General features: G+C 73.2%; 16 protein-coding genes. 11 read left to right on the forward strand and 5 right to left on the reverse strand.

Features of this window, described 5'->3' with window-relative positions:
- Window positions 1-22: 22 nt before the first annotated feature.
- Both PUR26_RS25905 and PUR26_RS25910 read right to left on the reverse strand, forming a co-directional pair.
- Window positions 23-1027 carry a trypsin-like serine peptidase gene (locus tag PUR26_RS25905; RefSeq protein ID WP_329875562.1) on the reverse strand — a complete coding sequence of 335 codons (1005 nt, stop codon included), beginning with the start codon at window positions 1025-1027 and terminating at the stop codon, window positions 23-25.
- Between the two features lie 127 nt (window positions 1028-1154).
- Entirely contained in the window at window positions 1155-1688 is a 534-nt protein-coding gene (locus PUR26_RS25910) for a GNAT family N-acetyltransferase (protein ID WP_329875564.1), read from the reverse strand.
- 50 nt (window positions 1689-1738) lie between these two features.
- Between PUR26_RS25910 and PUR26_RS25915 the strand changes: the two genes are divergently transcribed.
- A complete protein-coding gene (locus PUR26_RS25915) occupies window positions 1739-2539 on the forward strand; it encodes an exodeoxyribonuclease III (protein WP_329875566.1) in 801 nt (266 codons plus the stop codon).
- 71 nt (window positions 2540-2610) lie between these two features.
- On the forward strand, window positions 2611-3660 hold the full coding sequence (locus tag PUR26_RS25920; RefSeq protein ID WP_329875568.1) for a DUF6528 family protein: 1050 nt from the start codon (window positions 2611-2613) through the stop codon (window positions 3658-3660).
- A 39-nt stretch (window positions 3661-3699) separates the two neighbouring features.
- Here the strand turns inward: PUR26_RS25920 and PUR26_RS25925 are convergent, their stop codons facing one another.
- A complete protein-coding gene (locus PUR26_RS25925) occupies window positions 3700-4329 on the reverse strand; it encodes a MerR family transcriptional regulator (RefSeq protein WP_329875886.1) in 630 nt (209 codons plus the stop codon).
- 150 nt (window positions 4330-4479) lie between these two features.
- Here PUR26_RS25925 and PUR26_RS25930 point away from each other — a divergent pair, with 150 nt between their 5' ends.
- The 4 genes from PUR26_RS25930 to PUR26_RS25945 all read left to right on the forward strand — a co-directional run bounded on the left by PUR26_RS25930 (window position 4480) and on the right by PUR26_RS25945 (window position 8093).
- The gene (locus PUR26_RS25930) at window positions 4480-5979 is read left to right on the forward strand and encodes a flavin-containing monooxygenase (protein WP_329875570.1); all 1500 of its coding nucleotides are present in this window, start codon (window positions 4480-4482) and stop codon (window positions 5977-5979) included.
- On the forward strand, window positions 5976-6896 hold the full coding sequence (locus tag PUR26_RS25935) for an alpha/beta fold hydrolase (protein ID WP_329875572.1): 921 nt from the start codon (window positions 5976-5978) through the stop codon (window positions 6894-6896). Before PUR26_RS25930 ends, PUR26_RS25935 begins: the two co-directional genes overlap by 4 nt.
- Window positions 6893-7789 (forward strand): SDR family oxidoreductase, encoded by an 897-nt coding sequence (locus PUR26_RS25940; RefSeq protein ID WP_329875574.1) that lies wholly within the window; start codon window positions 6893-6895, stop codon window positions 7787-7789. Before PUR26_RS25935 ends, PUR26_RS25940 begins: the two co-directional genes overlap by 4 nt.
- A 100-nt stretch (window positions 7790-7889) precedes the next feature.
- On the forward strand, window positions 7890-8093 hold the full coding sequence (locus PUR26_RS25945; RefSeq protein ID WP_329875576.1) for a hypothetical protein: 204 nt from the start codon (window positions 7890-7892) through the stop codon (window positions 8091-8093).
- Between the two features lie 409 nt (window positions 8094-8502).
- On the opposite strand, the gene PUR26_RS25950 is transcribed toward PUR26_RS25945, so the two are convergent.
- Window positions 8503-11832 carry a S41 family peptidase gene (locus PUR26_RS25950; RefSeq protein ID WP_329875578.1) on the reverse strand — a complete coding sequence of 1110 codons (3330 nt, stop codon included), beginning with the start codon at window positions 11830-11832 and terminating at the stop codon, window positions 8503-8505.
- 224 nt (window positions 11833-12056) lie between these two features.
- Here PUR26_RS25950 and PUR26_RS25955 point away from each other — a divergent pair, with 224 nt between their 5' ends.
- Together PUR26_RS25955 and PUR26_RS25960 are read left to right on the forward strand one after the other, a co-directional pair.
- On the forward strand, window positions 12057-12629 hold the full coding sequence (locus tag PUR26_RS25955; RefSeq protein ID WP_329875580.1) for a TetR/AcrR family transcriptional regulator: 573 nt from the start codon (window positions 12057-12059) through the stop codon (window positions 12627-12629).
- Between the two features lie 192 nt (window positions 12630-12821).
- On the forward strand, window positions 12822-15071 hold the full coding sequence (locus tag PUR26_RS25960) for an MMPL family transporter (RefSeq protein WP_329875582.1): 2250 nt from the start codon (window positions 12822-12824) through the stop codon (window positions 15069-15071).
- A 149-nt stretch (window positions 15072-15220) separates the two neighbouring features.
- Here the strand turns inward: PUR26_RS25960 and PUR26_RS25965 are convergent, their stop codons facing one another.
- Window positions 15221-15577 (reverse strand): SsgA family sporulation/cell division regulator, encoded by a 357-nt coding sequence (locus PUR26_RS25965; RefSeq protein WP_329875584.1) that lies wholly within the window; start codon window positions 15575-15577, stop codon window positions 15221-15223.
- Window positions 15578-15735: 158 nt separating this feature from the next.
- Here PUR26_RS25965 and PUR26_RS25970 point away from each other — a divergent pair, with 158 nt between their 5' ends.
- From PUR26_RS25970 to PUR26_RS25980, 3 genes are read left to right on the forward strand one after another with little or no spacing between them, the layout of a single operon-like run.
- Window positions 15736-16806 carry an energy-coupling factor ABC transporter permease gene (locus PUR26_RS25970; RefSeq protein WP_329875586.1) on the forward strand — a complete coding sequence of 357 codons (1071 nt, stop codon included), beginning with the start codon at window positions 15736-15738 and terminating at the stop codon, window positions 16804-16806.
- Between the two features lies 1 nt (window position 16807).
- Complete coding sequence (gene cbiQ / locus PUR26_RS25975; RefSeq protein ID WP_329875588.1) at window positions 16808-17569, forward strand: cobalt ECF transporter T component CbiQ; 762 nt, start codon at window positions 16808-16810, stop codon at window positions 17567-17569.
- Window positions 17566-18327, forward strand: coding sequence for an energy-coupling factor ABC transporter ATP-binding protein (locus PUR26_RS25980; RefSeq protein WP_443077166.1), 762 nt, complete (start codon window positions 17566-17568; stop codon window positions 18325-18327). Before cbiQ ends, PUR26_RS25980 begins: the two co-directional genes overlap by 4 nt.
- Window positions 18328-18341 lie beyond the last annotated feature (14 nt).

Below are 18341 nucleotides of genomic sequence, written 5' to 3' on the forward strand. Positions count from 1 at the left end.
GGCGGCCAGGGTGGTCCGGGCGTCAGGACGCCTGGGCCCTGTCGTACAGGGCCTTCGCCCCGTCCCCGAAGTAGGGCCCGAACATCCGGTTCGGCAGGAACGTGTAGCCGAAACTGTTGACCGACGCCTGGAGACCGGTGCCGGTCCTCTCGTCGAAGCCGCTGAACCAGGGGCCGCCGCTGGAGCCGCCCGTCATGTTGCAGCCCAGGCCGTGGTCCTGCGACAACAGGAAGTCCTTCGACGAGTTCCCACTGCAGTGGATCAGCCTGGAGCCGTCGTAAGGGGACGCGGCCGGGAAGCCGAAGGCGTACATCGGCTTGTTGTAGCCGCCGTTGAACCGGATGCCCTGCGCGCCGGTGACGGAGGTGAGCTTCTGCCCGTTCAGCGGGGCGAGGACGGCGGCGCCGATGTCGTGGTTGATGTCCTCGCTCGCCTCCCACTGCGGGGTGGTCAGCGTCGTGGACGCGGTCCACCGGCCGTAGGGGGCCTGCCCGTTGTCGTACGCGGGGACGAAGACCCAGTCGGTGTGCCAGCTGCCCTGGTACTTGACGCAGTGCCCGGCCGTGATGACCGTGCTGGCGTTCTGGCTGGTCACCGCGTTGCCGGAACAGGAGGCGGTCCGGCCCTGGAAGGTGAAGAACACCCGGCCCGACGTCTTCACGACGGCGCCGCCGCCGGTCCAGGCGCCGCCCGCCTGCGGGAACGCGGCAGGACCGACGGCGGAGGCCGCGGCGGCGGGTGCGGAGGTGGGTGCGACGGTGGTCGTCGGACCGTCCGCCCGCGGGGCCGTGAGGGACGTCCGCGCCACGGGGGCGAGCAGCAGCTCCAGCGGGGTCGCGCCGCGCATCCGCTCGGCGGTCCAGAAGGCGCGGGCCCTGTGCTGCTCGGCGAGGGGGGCGACGCGGGAGGGGACCGGCCCGGGGCCCGGGTCCGGGGCGGCGGCGCCGGCCGCCGTGGCGGAGAAGGTCCCGGCGAGCAGGATCCCGGCGGTCAGCAGGGTGCCCAGGGCGGTGCGATGGCTTCTCACGCATGTCTCCTTCTGCCGTGCCCGGGCGCGACCGTGCGGCCCGGGCAGGGTGGGGGAACGAAGAGCGGTGCGGATCGGCGTGCGTGAGGCAGGGTGCCATGGCGCGGGCGACTCTGTCAGGAGCGCGTCACATGTTCGGGGTCTGCTCCGTGGTGCTTCCGGCCATCCGACCCGCCGGGGTCCTGGTCAGTGACTTGGCGAAGCAGCGGCTGCTCTCGTACTCCCGGTAGTAGCCGAACTTGGCGCACGGCTCGTAACCGCTGGAGGTGTAGAGGGCGATGGCCTCCGGCTGCTTCGTGCCCGTCTCCAGCACCATCCGGGTCCGGCCGGCGTCGCGCGCGTCCTGCTCCAGCGCCGCCAGGATGCGCCGGGCGAGGCCCAGGCCGCGCGCCTCGGGCACCACGTACATGCGCTTGAGCTCGGCGTCACCGTCCGCGTAGCCCTCCTCGTTCTCGTCCTGGCTGCGCCAGCCGCCGGTGGCCACGGGGCGGCCCTGCGGGTCGTAGGCGAGGAGGTAGAGGCCGCGCGGCGGCCGGAACATCGTGGGGTCGAGCGGTGTGAGATCCCCCTCGTCCTCGTAGCGCTCGGCGTATTCGAGCTGGACCTGGTCGTTGAGTTTGACGGCGTCGGGGTGATCGAAAGGCGTAGGGCGCATATCCATGCGATGGATCGTACATGTATGCGAGCGCCCGGTGTCTGTATTGTGCCGGGATGCTCACCGTGACGACCGCCAATGTCAACGGCCTGCGCGCCGCCGCCAAGAAGGGCTTCGTCGAGTGGCTGGCGCTGACCGCCGCCGACGTCGTCTGCCTCCAGGAGGTGCGGGCCGAGGAATCCCAGCTCCCGGAGGCCGTACGGACCCCCGAAGGCTGGCACGCCGTCCACGCCCCGGCCGCCGCGAAGGGCCGCGCGGGTGTCTCCCTTTATACGCGGCGCGAGCCGGACGCGGTACGTGTCGGCTTCGGCTCGGCCGAGTTCGACGGCAGCGGACGCTATGTGGAGGCCGACCTGCCGGGCGTCACGGTCGCCAGCCTCTACCTGCCGTCCGGGGAGGTCGGCACGGAGCGGCAGGACGAGAAGCTGCGCTTCATGGGCGAGTTCCTGCCGTATCTGAAGGCGCTCAAGGAGCGGGCCGCCGCCGGCGGCCGCGAGGTGCTGGTCTGCGGTGACTGGAACATCGCCCACCAGGAGGCCGACCTGAAGAACTGGAAGGCCAACCGGAAGAGCTCCGGCTTCCTCCCCGAGGAGCGGGAGTGGCTCACCCGGGTCTTCGACGAGGCGGCGTACGTCGACGTGGTGCGGGCGCTCCACCCCGACCAGGCCGGACCGTACTCGTGGTGGTCCTACCGGGGGCGCGCCTTCGACAACGACGCAGGCTGGCGCATCGACTACCAGGTGGCGACGGAGGGCCTCGCCGCACGCGCCGTGAAGGCGTGGGTCGAGCGGGCGGCGACCCATGGTGAGCGCTGGAGCGACCACGCGCCGGTGACGGCGGTCTACGGAGACCGGTAACCGACGGGAAATCGCCCACCGGTCCCCGAGGGTGGTTGCGGACGGGGCCCGTTCTGGCACAGTCGGGTGCCGTGCGCATCGCCGTCGTACGGACGCTGACGTCCGCCCTGCTCGCCTCGCTCGCGCTCGGGGGGCCCGTCTCCGAGCCGTCCGTGCCGCCCGCCGGCGCGGGTGCCGCGGGCGCGGTCCTCTCCGCCGGCGGGCGCGCCGCCGACCCGGTCCCCGCCGGGACGCCGGACGTCCTGGTCACCGATCAGGCGTCCAAGCGGCTCCTGCTGCTCGACGGGGCGCGGCGCGAGTGGGACGCGGCCGACCCGTCCGCCGTGCGGTGGGCCTTCTCGCCGGTCGGCGACGCCCGGTACGCGGACCTGGAGCCCGGGATCAGCTGGGTCCACCCGAACGAGGCCAAGCGCAGGGTCCACCGGGGCAGGACGTATGTGCTGACCACCGCCTCGTACGGGTTCGCCGCGGTCGTCGCCCACCCGTCGGGCGAGCGGTACTGGGGCGACACGCTCTCGCGCGGCACCACCCGCCACAATCCGCACAGCATCGAACTGCTCCCCGACGGCAACGTGGCCGTGGCGGCCAGCACCGGTGATGTCGTACGGCTCTACGCGGCCTCGCGGGGCACGGTGGACGTGCCCTTCGCGACGTACGCGCTCGAGGACGCCCACGGGCTCCAGTGGGATGCCGGGCGCGGGGTGCTGTGGGCCCTGGGCGGCGACCGGCTGGTGGCGCTGAAGGCGGGCGGCACGGCGGCGGCGCCGGCCCTCACCAAGGACTTCGAGGTGCCCCTGCCCACCCCTCACGGGCACGACCTGGGGCAGGTGGCGGCGGACCCCGACCGGCTGTGGGTCAGCAGTGGCAGCGCCGTGTACCAGTACGTGAAGAGCTCCGGCACCTTCGTCCAGGACTTCGCCGGCGCGGCGGTCATCAGCCGGCCCGCGGTCAAGGCGGTCGGTGACGACCCGCGGACCGGGCAGGTCGCCTCGACCGTGCCGGAGAGCGGGCTGGGTGAGACGTGGTGGACCCGCAGGGTGACCGTGCACCGGCCGGGCGGGTCCTACCGGCTCGTGGACGGGGGTCTCTACAAGGCGCGTTGGTGGCTGCCGGGCAGGTGAGCGGCGGACGGGGGAGGGTGCGCGGCCGGGCGGCGGTCCTCAGCTCTTGAGCAGGGCCCGCAGCCGCCGGTCCAGGGCCATCGACAGCTCCGCCTCCACGACGCTCTTGGCCAGCGGGCGCAGACGGGCGATGTCGTCGTCGCCGGTCGCGTGGTCGGCCAGCAGGTCGGTGAAGAGCGTCGCCAGGGCGTCCGCGTGCACCCGTACCCGCGCGGCGGCGGCGAGGACGGCCGCCAGCGGGACGCCCTCCCGGACCAGGGCGGCGGAGACGTCCAGCAGACGGCGGCTGACGTGGACTATCTCCGCGCCGTCGGTGGCCAGGTAGCCCAGTTCCAGGGCGGCGGCGAAGTTCTCCGGGGTGACCTGGTCACCGAAGTGGTCGGCCAGCTGCTCGGGGGTGAGCCGGACCGGCTCCTCCTCGGTCGGCTCGCCCAGGCCCAGCACCTCGCCCACGTCGCGGCCGCTCTCGAAGGCGGAGGCGAGATCGGCGATGCCGTTGAGGGTGTGACCGCGCTCCAGCAGGGCGGCGATCGTGCGCAGCCGGGCCAGGTGGTGTTCGCCGTACCAGGCGATCCGGCCCTCGCGGCGGGGTGGTGCGATCAGGCCGCGCTCGCGGTAGAAGCGCAGGGTGCGAGCGGTGATACCGGCCGCCTCGGCCAGCTCCTCCATGCGGTACTCACGCGCGTTCGTCACGCCCGCAACCCTATGTCGTACCGCCGGTAACTTTCCTTGGTCCGACCCCTACCGCTCGGTAGGGAGCTGCTCTACTCTCCCAACTGTGCCAGTGATTGCTGGCAGAGTCTTGGATGCGGAGGCGGCATGAGCCAGCACGAGCATGTACGAGTGGCGGTGATCGGATCCGGATTCGGCGGCCTCGGGGCGGCCGTCCGGCTGCGCCGCGAGGGGATCACCGACTTCGTCGTCCTGGAGCGGGCCGACTCGGTGGGCGGGACCTGGCGCGACAACAGTTACCCGGGCTGCGCCTGCGACGTGCCGTCCCACCTCTACTCGTTCTCCTTCGCGCCCAATCCCGACTGGCCGCGCACCTTCTCCGGCCAGCGCCACATCCGCGCGTACCTGGAACACGTCACCGACACCTTCCGGCTGCGCCCGCACATCCGTCTCAACCATGAAGTGCTCATGATGCACTGGGACACCGATGAGCTGCGCTGGGAGATCGAGACCTCGCAGGGCCGGCTCACCGCCGATGTCGTCGTCTCCGCGACCGGCCCGCTCTCCGATCCCAAGATCCCGGACGTGCCGGGCCTCGCCGCCTTCGAGGAGGCGGGCGGCAAGGTCTTCCACTCCGCCCGCTGGGACCATGACTACGACCTGGCCGGCAAGCGCGTGGCGATGATCGGTACCGGGGCCTCGGCCATCCAGATCGTCCCGGCGATCCAGCCGCAGGTGGGGAAGCTGACGCTGTTCCAGCGCACCCCGCCGTGGGTGATGCCGCGGATGGACCGCGCCATCACGGGCGTCGAGCGCTGGCTGCACCGCCAGTTGCCGTTCACCGGCACCGCCCGCCGCGGACTGCTCTGGGGCATCCGGGAGTTGCAGGTCAGCGCCTTCACCAAGCGGCCCGGCGAGCTCGGGCTCGTCGAGTCGCTCGCCAAGGCCAACATGGCCAAGGCCATCAAGGATCCGGCTCTGCGGGCCAAGCTCACCCCGTCCTACCGCATCGGCTGCAAGCGCATCCTGCTCTCCAGCGAGTACTACCCGGCCCTCGCCAAGCCCAATGTGGACGTCGTCGCCTCCGGGCTGTCCGAGATCCGCGGAAGGACCGTCGTCGCCGCCGACGGGACCGAGACCGAGGTCGACGCGATCGTCTTCGGCACGGGGTTCCACGTCACCGACATGCCGATCGCCGACCGGGTGGTGGGCGCCGACGGGATCACGCTCGCCGAGAGCTGGAAGGACGGCATGGAGTCGCTGCGCGGGGCGACCGCGGCCGGCTTCCCCAACTGGATGACGATCATCGGCCCCAACACCGGCCTCGGCAACTCCTCGATGATCCTGATGATCGAGGCCCAGCTGAACTACCTGGCGGACTACATGCGGCAGCTGGACGTGCTCGGTGGCCGGGCGGCGCTCGCCGTACGGCCGTCGGCGGTGGCGGCGTGGAACCGCCGGGTGCAGGCCCGGATGGAGCGGACCGTGTGGAAGGCGGGCGGCTGCGACAGCTGGTACCTGGACGCCAACGGCCGCAACACCACGCTCTGGCCGGGCACGACGAGCGAGTTCCGGCGGGCGACCCGCCGGATCGACCTGTCCGAGTACGAAGTGGTGCGCGTGCGCGAGAAGGAGGCCGTGGCATGAGGGCGGTCTCGGCGGACGGGTCCGCGATCCATGTCGAGGTGCACGGACCGGACGGCGCGCCCGCCGTGGTGCTGGCGCACGGCTGGACGTGTTCGACGGAGTTCTGGGCGGCGCAGGTCAGGGACCTGTCCACGGATCACCGGGTGATCGTCTACGACCAGCGCGGCCACGGCCGTACCCCGGCGGTGGGACCGGCCGGCTACACCACGGACGCGCTCGCGGACGACCTGGAGGCCGTGCTGGCCGCCACGCTGGAGCCGGGTGAGAAGGCCGTGCTGGCCGGGCACTCCATGGGCGGGATGACGCTCATGGCGGCCGCCGCGCGGCCCGGACTGCGCGAGCGCGCGGCCGCCGTGCTGCTGTGCAGCACCGGCCCGTCCCGGCTGGTGGCCGAGGCGCTCGTCGTGCCGATGCGCCCGGGACGGCTGCGGACCCGGCTGACGCGGATGATCCTCGGGGCGCGGGCTCCGCTGGGGCCGGTCACGCCCCTGTCGAAGGCGTTCCTCAAGTACGGCACGATGGGCCCCGGTGCGGCGCCCGACCGGGTCGCGGAGTGCGCCCGTATCGTGCACGCCTGCCCGCGCGCGGTCCGGGTGGCCTGGGCGCACGTCCTCGCCGGGCTCGATCTCGAAGCGGCGGTGCGCGAGTTGCGCGTGCCCGCATCGGTCGTCGTCGGCACGGCCGACCGGCTCACCCCGCCCGTGCAGGCCCGCGCCCTGGCGGCGGCGCTGCCCGAGTGCGTGGGGTTCCAGGAGCTCACGGGCGTCGGCCACATGACCCCGGTGGAGGCGCCGGAGGCCGTCACGAACCGGATCCGTGACCTCGTCACGACGTATCTCACCGCGGGGACGGACCCCGGGGCGACCACAGCGAGGGCCGCGGGCGGGCCGGCGCGCGAGAAGGAGGAAGCGGCATGAGCAGGGTCAGCCTGGAGGGGCAGGTCGCCGTCGTCACGGGCGGCGCGCGAGGCGTGGGCGAGCTGCTGGCGCGCAAGCTCTCCGCGCGCGGCGCGAAGGTGGCGCTGGTGGGACTGGAGCCGGACGAGCTGAAGCAGGTCGCCGCCCGTCTCCACACCGAGAGCGACTGGTGGCACGCGGACGTCACCGACCACGAGGCGATGGCCCGGGTGGCCGGCGAGGTGAAGGCGCGCTTCGGCAAGGTCGACATCGTCGTCGCCAACGCCGGTGTCGCCGCCGGCGGGCCCTTCGTGGACTCCGACCCGGTGGCCTGGCGCCGGGTCATCGAGGTCAACCTCATCGGCGGTGCCGTGACCGGACGGGCGTTCCTCCCGGCCCTGATGGAGAGCCGGGGGTACTTCCTCCAGATCGCCTCGCTCGCCGCGCTCACGCCGGCGCCGATGATGTCGGCGTACTGCGCCTCGAAGTCCGGGGTGGAGGCGTTCGCGCACAGTCTGCGGGCGGAGGTCGCCCACCGGGGGGTGCGCGTCGGGGTCGGGTACCTGTCGTGGACCGACACGGACATGGTGCGGGGCGCCGACCAGGACGACGTGATGCGGGAGTTGCGGCAGCGGCTGCCGTGGCCGACGAACCGTACGTACCCGCTGGGTCCGGCCATCGACCGGATCGTCGCCGGGATCGAGCGGCGCTCGGCACACGTGTACGCGCAGTGGTGGCTGAGGGGCATGCAGTCGGTGCGCGGCCATCTGCCGGGGATCATCGCGACGGTCGGGCAGCGCGAGATGCGGCGGTTCGAACCGAGGCTCGCGGAGGTGCCGAAGGGGCTGGTGGGAGCGGGCGGCGCGGCGGACGAGCAGGCGCGCACGGAGCGTGTCCACACGGCTACAACTTGATCGAAATGCGCTGTATGTCCGGGCGTGCCAGGCTGGTCGAGGCACCAGGGGCCGGTAACGGCCCCGGGCCTCCCCCTCACCCCCAGTAGGAGTGAACTCGATGGGTATTCAGGACCAGTTCAAGGACAAGGCGCAGGAACTCAAGGACCAGGCGCGGCAGCGCGCGCAGGGCGCCAAGGACGAGGCGCAGCAGCGCGCGTCGAAGGGCCGTCAGCGCACTGAGCGTCCGGAGCGCCCGGAGCGGGCCGAGCACCACCTCGACGACGCGACGCAGCCCGTCCAGGAGCGGCAGCGCCGCAACTAGGGCGTCCGGAAAGCGACGGCGTCCGCCGGAGGGCGGGGCCGGGACTCTCCGGACACGACCTGACGGCGACTGACAGCACGGCACAGCGCCAGTCCCCAGAGGCGCACCCGGGACGCCGGGTGCGCCTCGCGCGCGTGCGGTCCCGCCGGGGCACGCCCGGCCGCGGGTTCGTGGGCCCGCGTCCCGGTCCCGGCGCCGCCCGGACCACCTCCGGACCACCTCCGGACCACCTCCGGACCACCTCCGGACCTCCGCCGTGCCGACCGCGAGACGCCCGGGCCCGGGGCCTTCCCGGACCCGGGCGTCCTCGCGCGGGTCCTCGGCCGGTCCTCGGCCGGTTCCTCGCGCGGGCCTCGCCCGGTCCTCGGCCGGTCCTCGCGGGGGTCCTCGCCCAGGGCGGCCCGGCCGGTCAGCGGCCGGAGCGCGGCGGCAGCGGGGGGCGGCGGCGGTCGGGGACCTGGGAGTAGTCCGGGGGCTGCGCGGCGGGCCGGGTCGCCAGCAGGTCCAGGGCCACCTCGACGGCGTCCGAGAGCTGACGGTGGCGGCCCTCCGCCCAGTCCAGCGGCGTGCGCAGGATCTCGATGTCGGGTTCCACGCCGTGGTTCTCGATCGACCAGCCGTACTGGTCGAACCACGCCGCGTTCATCGGCACCGTGATCACCGTGCCGTCGCCCAGCCGGTGCCGGCCCGTCATGCCGACCACGCCGCCCCAGGTCCGCTGGCCGACCACCGGCCCGAGGCCCAGCAGCCGGAACGCCGCCGTGATCATGTCGCCGTCCGAGGAGGTCGCCTCGTCGGCGAGGGCGACGACCGGACCACGGGGCGCGTTCGAGGCGTACGAGACGGGTTCCGCGTCCCGGGTCAGGTCCCAGCCCAGGATCCTGCGGCTGAGCTTCTCGATGACCAGCTCGCTGATGTTCCCGCCAGCGTTGCCGCGCACGTCCACGATCAGCGCGGGCCGGGAGACCTCCAGGCGCAGGTCCCGGTTGAACTGCGCCCAGCCCGAACCGCCCATGTCCGGGATGTGCAGATAGCCGCACCGGCCGCCGCTCAGCTCCCTGACGACCTGCCGCCGCTTGGCGACCCAGTCCTGGTAGCGCAGCGGCCGCTCGTCGACCAGGGGCACCACGGCGACCCGGCGGGGGCGGCCCTCGCCCTCCGCGGGCCGGAAGGTGAGCTCGACCGTCGTACCGCCCGCCGCGGACAGCAGCGGGAACGGTCCGGTCACCGGGTCCACGGGCCGCCCGTCGACATGGGTGAGGACCGCGCCCTCGCGCACCCCCGTACCGGCCAGCGGCGAGCGCGCCTTGGAGTCGGACGACTCGCCGGGCAGGATCCGCAGCACCAGCCACTGCCCCTCCCGGCACACGAGGTTGGCGCCCAGCAGCCCCATCGCCCGCTGGTAGTGCGGCGGGCCCTCGTTGCGGCGGGCGGGGGTGACGTACGCGTGCGAGGTGCCCAGTTCGCCGAGGACCTCGCGCAGCAGGTCGGCGAACTCGTCGGGGGTGGCGACCCGTTCGACGAGCGGCCGGTACTGGTCGAGGACCGCCTGCCAGTCGATCCCGCTCATGTCCGGGTCCCAGAAGTACGCCCGGATGATCCGCCCGGCCTCGTCGTACGCCTGGCGCCACTCCTCGCCGGGGTGCACCTCGTGCAGGATCCGCCGGGGGTCCAGGTAGACCGTGCTGTCGTTGTCGCCGGGCTCGGTGGCCGGGACCGCGCGCAGCTCGCCCTCGTCGACCACCACCAGGCGCGTGCCGTCACCGCTGACGGCGAACCAGTCGAGATGGCCGACGAGTTCGGTCCTGCGGGCCTTGACGAGGTTGAAGTGCTCCAGCGTCGGGCGTCCCGAGGTGTCGGCCGGGTTCGCGAACGTCTCGCCCAGCGCGCCGGAGATGGGCCACCGCAGCCACACCAGTCCGCCGCCGCTGACCGGGTGCAGCGCCGAGTACTTGGAGGCGGCGACCGGGAACGGCGTCACCCGGTTCGCCAGCCCCTCCACCTCGACGACCGCCGTCCCGTCGCCCGTCTCGTCGTCCGCCGGGTCGAGGCCGCCCGCCGCCGGCCGTCCCTCCGGGGACAGCGCGAAGGGGGAGGGCGTGGTGGAGGACAGCGGCACCAGGTAGGGCCGGCACCCGAGCGGGAAGGACAGGTCGCCGGTGTGCACGTCGTACACCGGGTCGAAGCCCCGCCAGGAGAGGAAGGCGAGATAGCGCCCGTCCCGGGTGAAGACCGGGTTCTCGTCCTCGAAGCGGCCGTCGGTGACGTCCACGATCGTCCGGTCGCTGATGCGGGCCATCCTGATCTGCCGCAGCGACCGGCCGACGCCGGGCTGGGACCAGGTCAGCCAGCCGCCGTCGGGGGAGAAGGCGAGGTCGCGGACCGGGCCGTTGGCCGAGCGGACCAGCTCCGTCGCCCCGCTCGGGCCCGCGCTTCCCCCGGCGTCCGCGCCCGGGGAGCCGGCGCTGCCGCCCGGCTCCTCGTCGTCCGGCGTGCCGGCCTCCTCCTCGGACACGTCCACCAGCAGCAGCCGCCCGTCGTGCGAGGCGATCGCGAGCCGCTCGCCGTCCGGGTCGGCGACCAGCTCCAGTACGTGCCCGAGCTCGCCCGCCGCCAGCCGCCTCGGCTCCCGCTCGCCGCTCGCCCGGGGCAGGGAGGCGACCTCGACCGCCTCCTCGCCCTCGGCGTCCGTGACATAGGCGATCCGGCCGCCGCTGCCCAGCATCTCCGGAAGCCGCACCCGTACGCCCGGGGTGTCCGCGATCGTCCGGGCCGGACCGTCGCGGTGGGTGAGCCAGTACAGGCTGCCGCGCACGGAGACGGCGCTGGCCCGGCCCGTCTCGTCCACCGACACCGCGTCCAGGTGACTGGCGGCGGGCACCTGGTAGACGCGCCGCCCCGTCCGGGGCCCGCCGAGCCGTACCGCCAGCTTGCGGGGGGCCGAGTCCGGGGACAGCGGGTCCACGACCCACAGGTCGCCGGCGCACTGGTAGACCACCCGCCGCCCGTCGGAGGAGGCGTGCCGGGCGTAGAAGTCGGCGTGGTCCGTGTGGCGCCGCAGGTCGGAGCCGTCCGGGAGGCAGGAGTACAGGTTGCCGACGCCCTCGTGGTCGGAGAGGAACGCGATCCGTCCGTCCACGAACATCGCGCAGTCCAGGTGGCCCCCGAGGTCCGGCAGCAGCCGCTCCCCGTGCAGCCACAGGCGGCCGGTCGCGCCGCCCCGGTAGCGCTTCCAGGCGGCCGGCTCGTGCGGCGGCTTCCCCGTCAGGAGCAGGGTGCGCCGCTCCCCGTCGATGTCGGCGACGGCGATGTCCGAGACCGGCCCCCAGGGCAGCCGGCCGCCGGGCGAACCGTCGGTCGGCACGCTGTAGGCCCAGGCGAAGTGGGAGAACGGCTGGCCGTGCGAGGACACCGCGAGGATGTGACCGTCCGGCGCCCAGCCGCAGACCCGGGTGTCGAGCGAACCCCAGTGGCTCAGCCGGGTGGAGGGGCCGCCCTCCACCGGGGCGAGGTGGATCTCCGGGTCGAGACTGCGCCAGCTCGTGTACGCGATGTACCGCCCGTCCGGCGAGAAGCGCGGGTGCCCGACCCGGGTGCGGTCGACGGTGAGCCGCCAGGCACGGCCGGGTGGATCGCCGTCGGGAACGAGGGGAGCGACCCACAGGTCGTCCTCGGCCGCGAAGCACAGCAGGTCCTGATGGAGATGGGGATACCGGAGGTACGCGCCGTCGCTGCTCACACAGCAATGCTTTCCGTGTGAGGGGGGCCCGGCAACTCGACTGCCTGTTCCTGTTCCGAACCCGCCCCGTCCCGTCACCGCTTCCCAACCCCCGCCCCCCGGCCCTCCTCGTTCCCCCTCGCCGCCGGGTGACCCGGCACACGTACGAAACGGTTTCGTTTCGCTGAAGCCCTGTCGTATGCTCAAGGTGTACGAAACCGTTTCGTCTCGATGGGAGGTCGGGCATGGCCCGCAGCAGGCTCACCCCGGAACGCGAGTCCGAGCTGTACCAGGCCGTGGTCGACCTGCTCTGCGAGGTCGGCTACGACGCCCTCACCATGGACGCCGTCGCCGCCCGCACCCACTCCAGCAAGGCCACCCTCTACCGCCAGTGGGGGAGCAAGCCGGAGCTGGTCGCCCGTGCCCTGCGGCACGACAAGCCGGTCAGCCTCGCCGAGATCGACACCGGCTCGCTGCGCGGTGACTTCCACGAGATGCTCAGGCGTTCCGACGACTGCCGCATGGAGCGGGACTCCGCGCTGATGCGGGGTCTGGCCCATGCCGTCCACGACCACCCCGAACTGCTCCAGGCGCTGCGCGAGCTGCTCATCGAACCCGAGATGACCGGGCTCGACGAGATCATGCGGCGTGCGGTCGGACGGGGCGAGGTCGCCTCGGACAACCCCGCGCTGACGCTCGTCCCGCACATGCTGCTCGGCGCCCTGGTGGCCCGTCCGCTGATCGAGGACCGGCCGATCGACAAGGACTTCCTCACCCAGTACATGGACGCCGTGGTGCTCCCCGCGCTGGGCGTCTGACACCCCGGGCCGCCGCCCGGTACCCCCGGGCCCGGCCCACGGCTCCCCCGCACCGGCGGGGGACGCCGGACGGCCGCCCCGTCCCCAGGGCGGCCCGGTGCGCACCACCCGCTTCACCTGACACGTACCGCTCACGCGTCGGGCCGGCTCCCCATGCCCTGTCCCGCCCCTCACCATCCGGGAGACGCCCCCGTGGCCACGTTCCTCTACAAACTCGGCCGGCTCGCCTTCCGGCGCCGCCATGTCGTGACCCTGCTGTGGGTCGCGCTCCTGGCGCTCGCCGGGGTGGGCGCCGCCTCGGCGCCCGCCGCCACGTCCAGTTCCTTCTCCATACCGGGGACGGAGGCCCAGCGCGCCTTCGACCTGCTCGAACAGCGCTTCCCCGGCGCGGGTGCCGACGGCGCCACCGCGCGGGTCGTCTTCAAGGCGCCCGACGGCCGGAAGATGACGGAACCGGCCTACAAGGCCGAGGTGCAGAAGGCCGTCACCGAGCTGAAGTCCGGCTCCGGCCAGGTCGTCTCCGTCACCGACCCGTACACCGCCCAGGCGGTCTCCCGGGACGGTTCGACCGCCTACGTGCAGGTGGCCTACAAGGTCAGCGGGATGGAGCTGAGCGACGCGACCCGCGAGGCGCTGGAGGAGACCGGCACGGAGGCGCGCGACGCGGGGCTGACCGTCGAGATCGGCGGTGACGCGCTGCAGACCGTGCCGTCGACCGGAGCGGGCGAGATCGTCGGCGTGGTCATCGCCGGCATCGTCCTCGTCATCACCTTCGGGTCCCTGGTCGCCGCCGGGCTGCCGCTGCTGACCGCGATCATCGGTGTGGGCATCGGTGTCTCCACGATCACCGCGCTCGCCAGTGTCCTGGACCTCGGCTCCACCACCTCCACCCTGGCGATGATGATCGGCCTCGCGGTCGGGATCGACTACGCGCTGTTCATCGTCTCCCGCTACCGCGCCGAGCTCGCCGAGGGCCGCGGCCGCGAGGAGGCGGCCGGGCGGGCCGCCGGCACCGCCGGTTCCGCCGTCGTGTTCGCCGGACTCACCGTGGTCATCGCGCTCGTCGGCCTGGCGGTCGTCAACATCCCCATGCTGACGAAGATGGGCTTCGCCGCCGCCGGCACGGTCGTGATCGCCGTGCTCATCGCCCTCACGCTCATCCCGGCGCTCCTCGGCTTCGCCGGTGAACGCGTGCTCGGCCGCAAGGCCCGCACGTCCGGCGGGACCAGCGGGGCCGGCGAGGACGGCACCGACGACAAGGCCCGCCGGTCCGGCACGGACAGCGGGGCCGGCGAGGACGGCCAGGCCGCCTCCGCGGGCGACAGGCCCAACATGGGGACCCGCTGGGCGCGGTTCGTGCTGCGCCGCCCGGTCGCCGTGCTGCTCACCGCCGTGGTCGGCCTCGGCGTGATCGCGGTGCCGGTCTCCTCGCTGGAGATGGGCCTGCCCGACGACGGCTCGGGGCCCACCTCCACCACCCAGCGCCGCGCCTACGACCTGCTGTCGGACGGCTTCGGGCCCGGTTCCAACGGGCCGCTGATGGTCGTCGTCGACGGGGACCGGAGCGCCGCCGACCGCACGGTCCAGGACATCAAGGGCCTCGACGGGGTCGCCGCCGTCACCCCCGCCACGCCCAACAAGGCCGGTGACGCGGCGGTGATCACCGTCGTGCCGAAGGACCGGCCCTCGTCCGCCGAGACCGAGGAGCTCGTCCACTCCATCCGGGACGTCAGCGGGGACCACGTCCTGGTCACCGGTTCCACCGCGATGAACATCGACTTCTCGCAGAAGATGAACGACGCGCTGCTGCCCTATCTCGCGCTCGTCGTCGGGCTCGCCTTCCTCCTGCTGATGCTGGTCTTCCGCTCGGTCCTGGTCCCCCTGAAGGCGGCGCTGGGCTTCCTGCTGTCGGTGGTCGCGGCCCTCGGAGCCGTCGTGGCGGTCTTCCAGTGGGGCTGGCTGGGCTCGCTGTTCGGCGTCGAGCAGACCGGTCCGATCATGAGCATGATGCCGATCTTCATGGTGGGCGTCGTCTTCGGACTCGCCATGGACTACGAGGTCTTCCTGGTCACCCGTATGCGCGAGGCGTACGTCCACGGGGAGCGGCCCGGGGAGGCGGTCGTGACCGGCTTCCGGCACGGCGCCCGGGTGGTCACCGCCGCGGCGGTGATCATGATCGCGGTCTTCGCGGGGTTCATCGGCTCCAGCGAGCAGATGGTGAAGATGATCGGTTTCGGTCTCGCCGTCGCCGTCTTCTTCGACGCCTTCGTGGTGCGCATGGCGATCGTGCCCGCCGTCCTGGCGCTGCTGGGCCACAAGGCGTGGTGGCTGCCGCGCTGGCTGGACCGGGCCCTGCCCGACGTGGACGTCGAGGGCGAGGGCCTGCGCAAGGAACTGGCCGGGAGCGGTCCCGGCGCGGACCGCGATCCCGCACGGGTCTGAGGCCGGCCCGGGAGACCGGGGCACCGCTCCCCGCCGGGAGCAGCGCCCTCCAGGGGCGTACCGCCGAGCGGTGGGCGCCCCCGGTCTTCCGGGGCGCCCGCCCCCGCCCGGCCCGCGGTGGCGGGGGCCGAGGGGCGGGCGTCACGCCGTCATCGCGTCACGTACGACGCGGTGGCGGCGTACGTGCGTGACAGGAAGCGGACCAGTGCCGAGGACTCGAACTGGATCATCGCCACCCCGTCCGGCACGTGCAGCTCCACCACCGTCTGGACCCGGCCGCACGGCCACACCCCCACGTCGCCGCGCCGGGCCGGGGCGCGCAGGCCCGCTTCCAGCAGGTCACGAGGGAAGACCCACTCGTTGCCGCCGGGGAAGACGAAGCGCACCTGGTCGTCACCGGGGTCGAAGCGGAGTGCGACGGGCACGGGGACGGGAAGGGGGTCGTCGGTCACGATCAGACCCTTGGCGTGGAACTCCACGCGAGGACCTTCGTCAGCTGGGCACATCGGCTGACTCCTCACACTCGCCCTGTATGTGTCTAATGTCCCATTATTCGGGGGCGTGCGCCCCGGCTCTTTCTGTGACCAGTACGCTCTTGCAACCTCTTTGCAGGTGGACCCATCATCGAACGGTCCGAAACCCGCCGTCCGAAAGCGGTCCCGCCATGCATGTTCCCGACGGTTTCATCGACACTCCCGTCTCGGCCGCCGCCGGTCTCGTCGCCGTGGGCGCCGTCGCCGTCAGCCTGCGCGGCGCCCGCCGGGAACTCGGCGGCGCCTCGCCCGGGGGAGGCGCCGGGGGAGAGCGGACCGCGCCGCTGGCGGGCCTCGTCGCGGCGTTCATCTTCGCCGTGCAGATGCTGAACTTCCCCGTCGCGGCAGGCACCAGCGGACATCTGCTCGGCGGCGCCCTCGCCGCGATACTCGTGGGGCCGTACACCGGCGTGCTGTGCGTCGCCGTGGTCCTGCTCATGCAGGGCATCCTGTTCGCGGACGGCGGGCTCACCGCCCTCGGCGTGAACATCACCGTCATGGGCGTGGTCACCGTCGTCGTCGCGTACGGCCTCTTCCGCGGCCTCGTCGGAATCCTCCCGCGCACCCGCCGCTCGGTGACCGTCGCCTCCTTCGTCGCCGCCCTGGTCTCCGTGCCGGCCGCGGCCGCCGCGTTCACGCTCCTCTACGCGATCGGCGGCACCACCGACGTACCGGTCCCCAAGGTGCTCACCGCCATGGTCGGCGTCCACGTCCTGATCGGCATCGGCGAGGCCGTCATCACCACCGCCACCGTCGGCGCCGTCCTCGCCGTCCGCCCCGACCTGGTCCACGGCGCCCGCGGTCTGGCCACGCCGCTCAAGCTGCGCGTCGGCGGCGAACTGGTCGACGCGGCCCCGGCCGCCGCGCCCGTCGCCGCCCGCTCCACGAAGGCGGTCTGGGTCACCGGCCTGGCGGCCGCGCTCGTGCTGGCCGGCGGGGTGTCGTACTACGCCTCGGCCGACCCCGACGGCCTGGAGAAGGTCGCCGCCGACCAGGGCTTCGACGAGAAGGCCGAGGAGCACGCCGCCGCGGGCTCGCCGCTCGCCGACTACGGCGTCAGCAGCGTCACCGACGCCCGCCTCTCCGGCGGCCTGGCGGGCACCATCGGCGTGGGGGCCACCGTCCTCGTCGGTACGGGCGTCTTCTGGGCCGTGCGCCGCCGGCGGGCCGCCGCCGAGGTGCCGGCGAAGGGCGCCGCCTGACATGGGCGCGGGTCACGCCCACCGGCTGTACCGGCCCGGGAACTCACCCGTCCACCGGCTCCCCGGGCACTGCAAACTCGTCGCCGTCCTCGCCTTCGTCGTCGTGGTGGTCTCCACCCCGCGTGAGGCGATCTGGGCGTTCGCGCTGTACGCGGCGCTGCTGGGCGCCGTCGCGGCGGTGTCCCGGATCCCCGCGCGGTTCGTCCTGCGGCGCCTGGTGATCGAGATCCCGTTCGTCGCGTTCGCGTTCCTCATGCCGTTCGTGGTGCCGGGCGAGCAGACGTCGTTCCTCGGCGTCCCCCTCTCCGTACCGGGCCTGTGGGGCGCCTGGAACGTGCTCGCCAAGGGCACCCTCGGCGTGGCCGCGTCGGTGCTCCTGGCCTCCACCACGGAGCTGCGCGCGCTGCTGCTGGGCCTCCAGCGCCTGAAGCTGCCGCCCCTCCTGGTCCAGATCGCCTCCTTCATGATCCGGTACGGGGACCTGATCACCGACGAGATGCGGCGCATGTCGATCGCGCGGCGCTCCCGCGGCTTCGAGGCCAGGGGCGTACGCCACTGGGGCGTCCTCGCCAAGTCGGCGGGCGCGTTGTTCATCCGCTCCTACGAGCGCGGCGAACGCGTCCACCTGGCCATGATCAGCCGGGGTTACACGGGCTCCATGCCGGTCATCGACGAGGTGACCGCCTCGCGCGCCCAGTGGGCCTGCGCGGCGCTCCTGCCGCTGACCGCACTCCTCATCCGTCTGCTGGGATGGACCCTATGACCATGTCCTTCGCCCCCTCGCTCGACGTCCGCGGCCTCGCCTACGCCTACCCCGACGGTCACCAGGCGCTCTTCGGCGTCGACCTGAGCGTCGAACGCGGCGAGCGGGTCGCGCTGCTCGGCCCCAACGGCGCCGGCAAGACCACGCTCGTCCTGCACCTCAACGGCATCCTCACGGGCGGCGCCGGGACGGTGGAGGTCGCCGGGCTGCCGGTCGCCAAGGACAACCTGGCACAGATCAGGCGACGCGTCGGCATCGTCTTCCAGGACCCGGACGACCAGCTGTTCATGCCGACCGTGCGCGAGGACGTCGCGTTCGGCCCGGCGGCCGCCGGGCTGCGCGGCCCCGCGCTGGAGGCCGTCGTCGTCGAGGCGCTGTCCAGGGTCGGCATGGAGGAGTACGCGGACCGGCCCCCGCACCACCTGTCCTTCGGCCAGCGGCGCCGGGTCGCCGTGGCCACCGTCCTGGCGATGGAGCCGGAGATCCTCGTCCTGGACGAGCCGTCGTCCAACCTGGACCCCGCCTCCCGCCGTGAACTGGCCGACATCCTGAGGTCGCTGGACGTCACCGTCCTGATGGTCACTCATGACCTGCCGTACGCCCTGGAACTGTGCCCCCGCTCGGTCGTCCTCAGCGGCGGCGTCATCGTGGCGGACGGGCCGACCGGCGATCTGCTGTCCGACGCGGAGCTGATGCGGCAGCACCGGCTGGAGCTGCCCTTCGGCTTCGACCCGACCCGGAATCCGGCGCCGCGCTGACACGTTGCACCATG

The organism is Streptomyces sp. SP18CS02 (assembly GCF_036322365.1).
Lineage (GTDB): Bacteria > Actinomycetota > Actinomycetes > Streptomycetales > Streptomycetaceae > Streptomyces.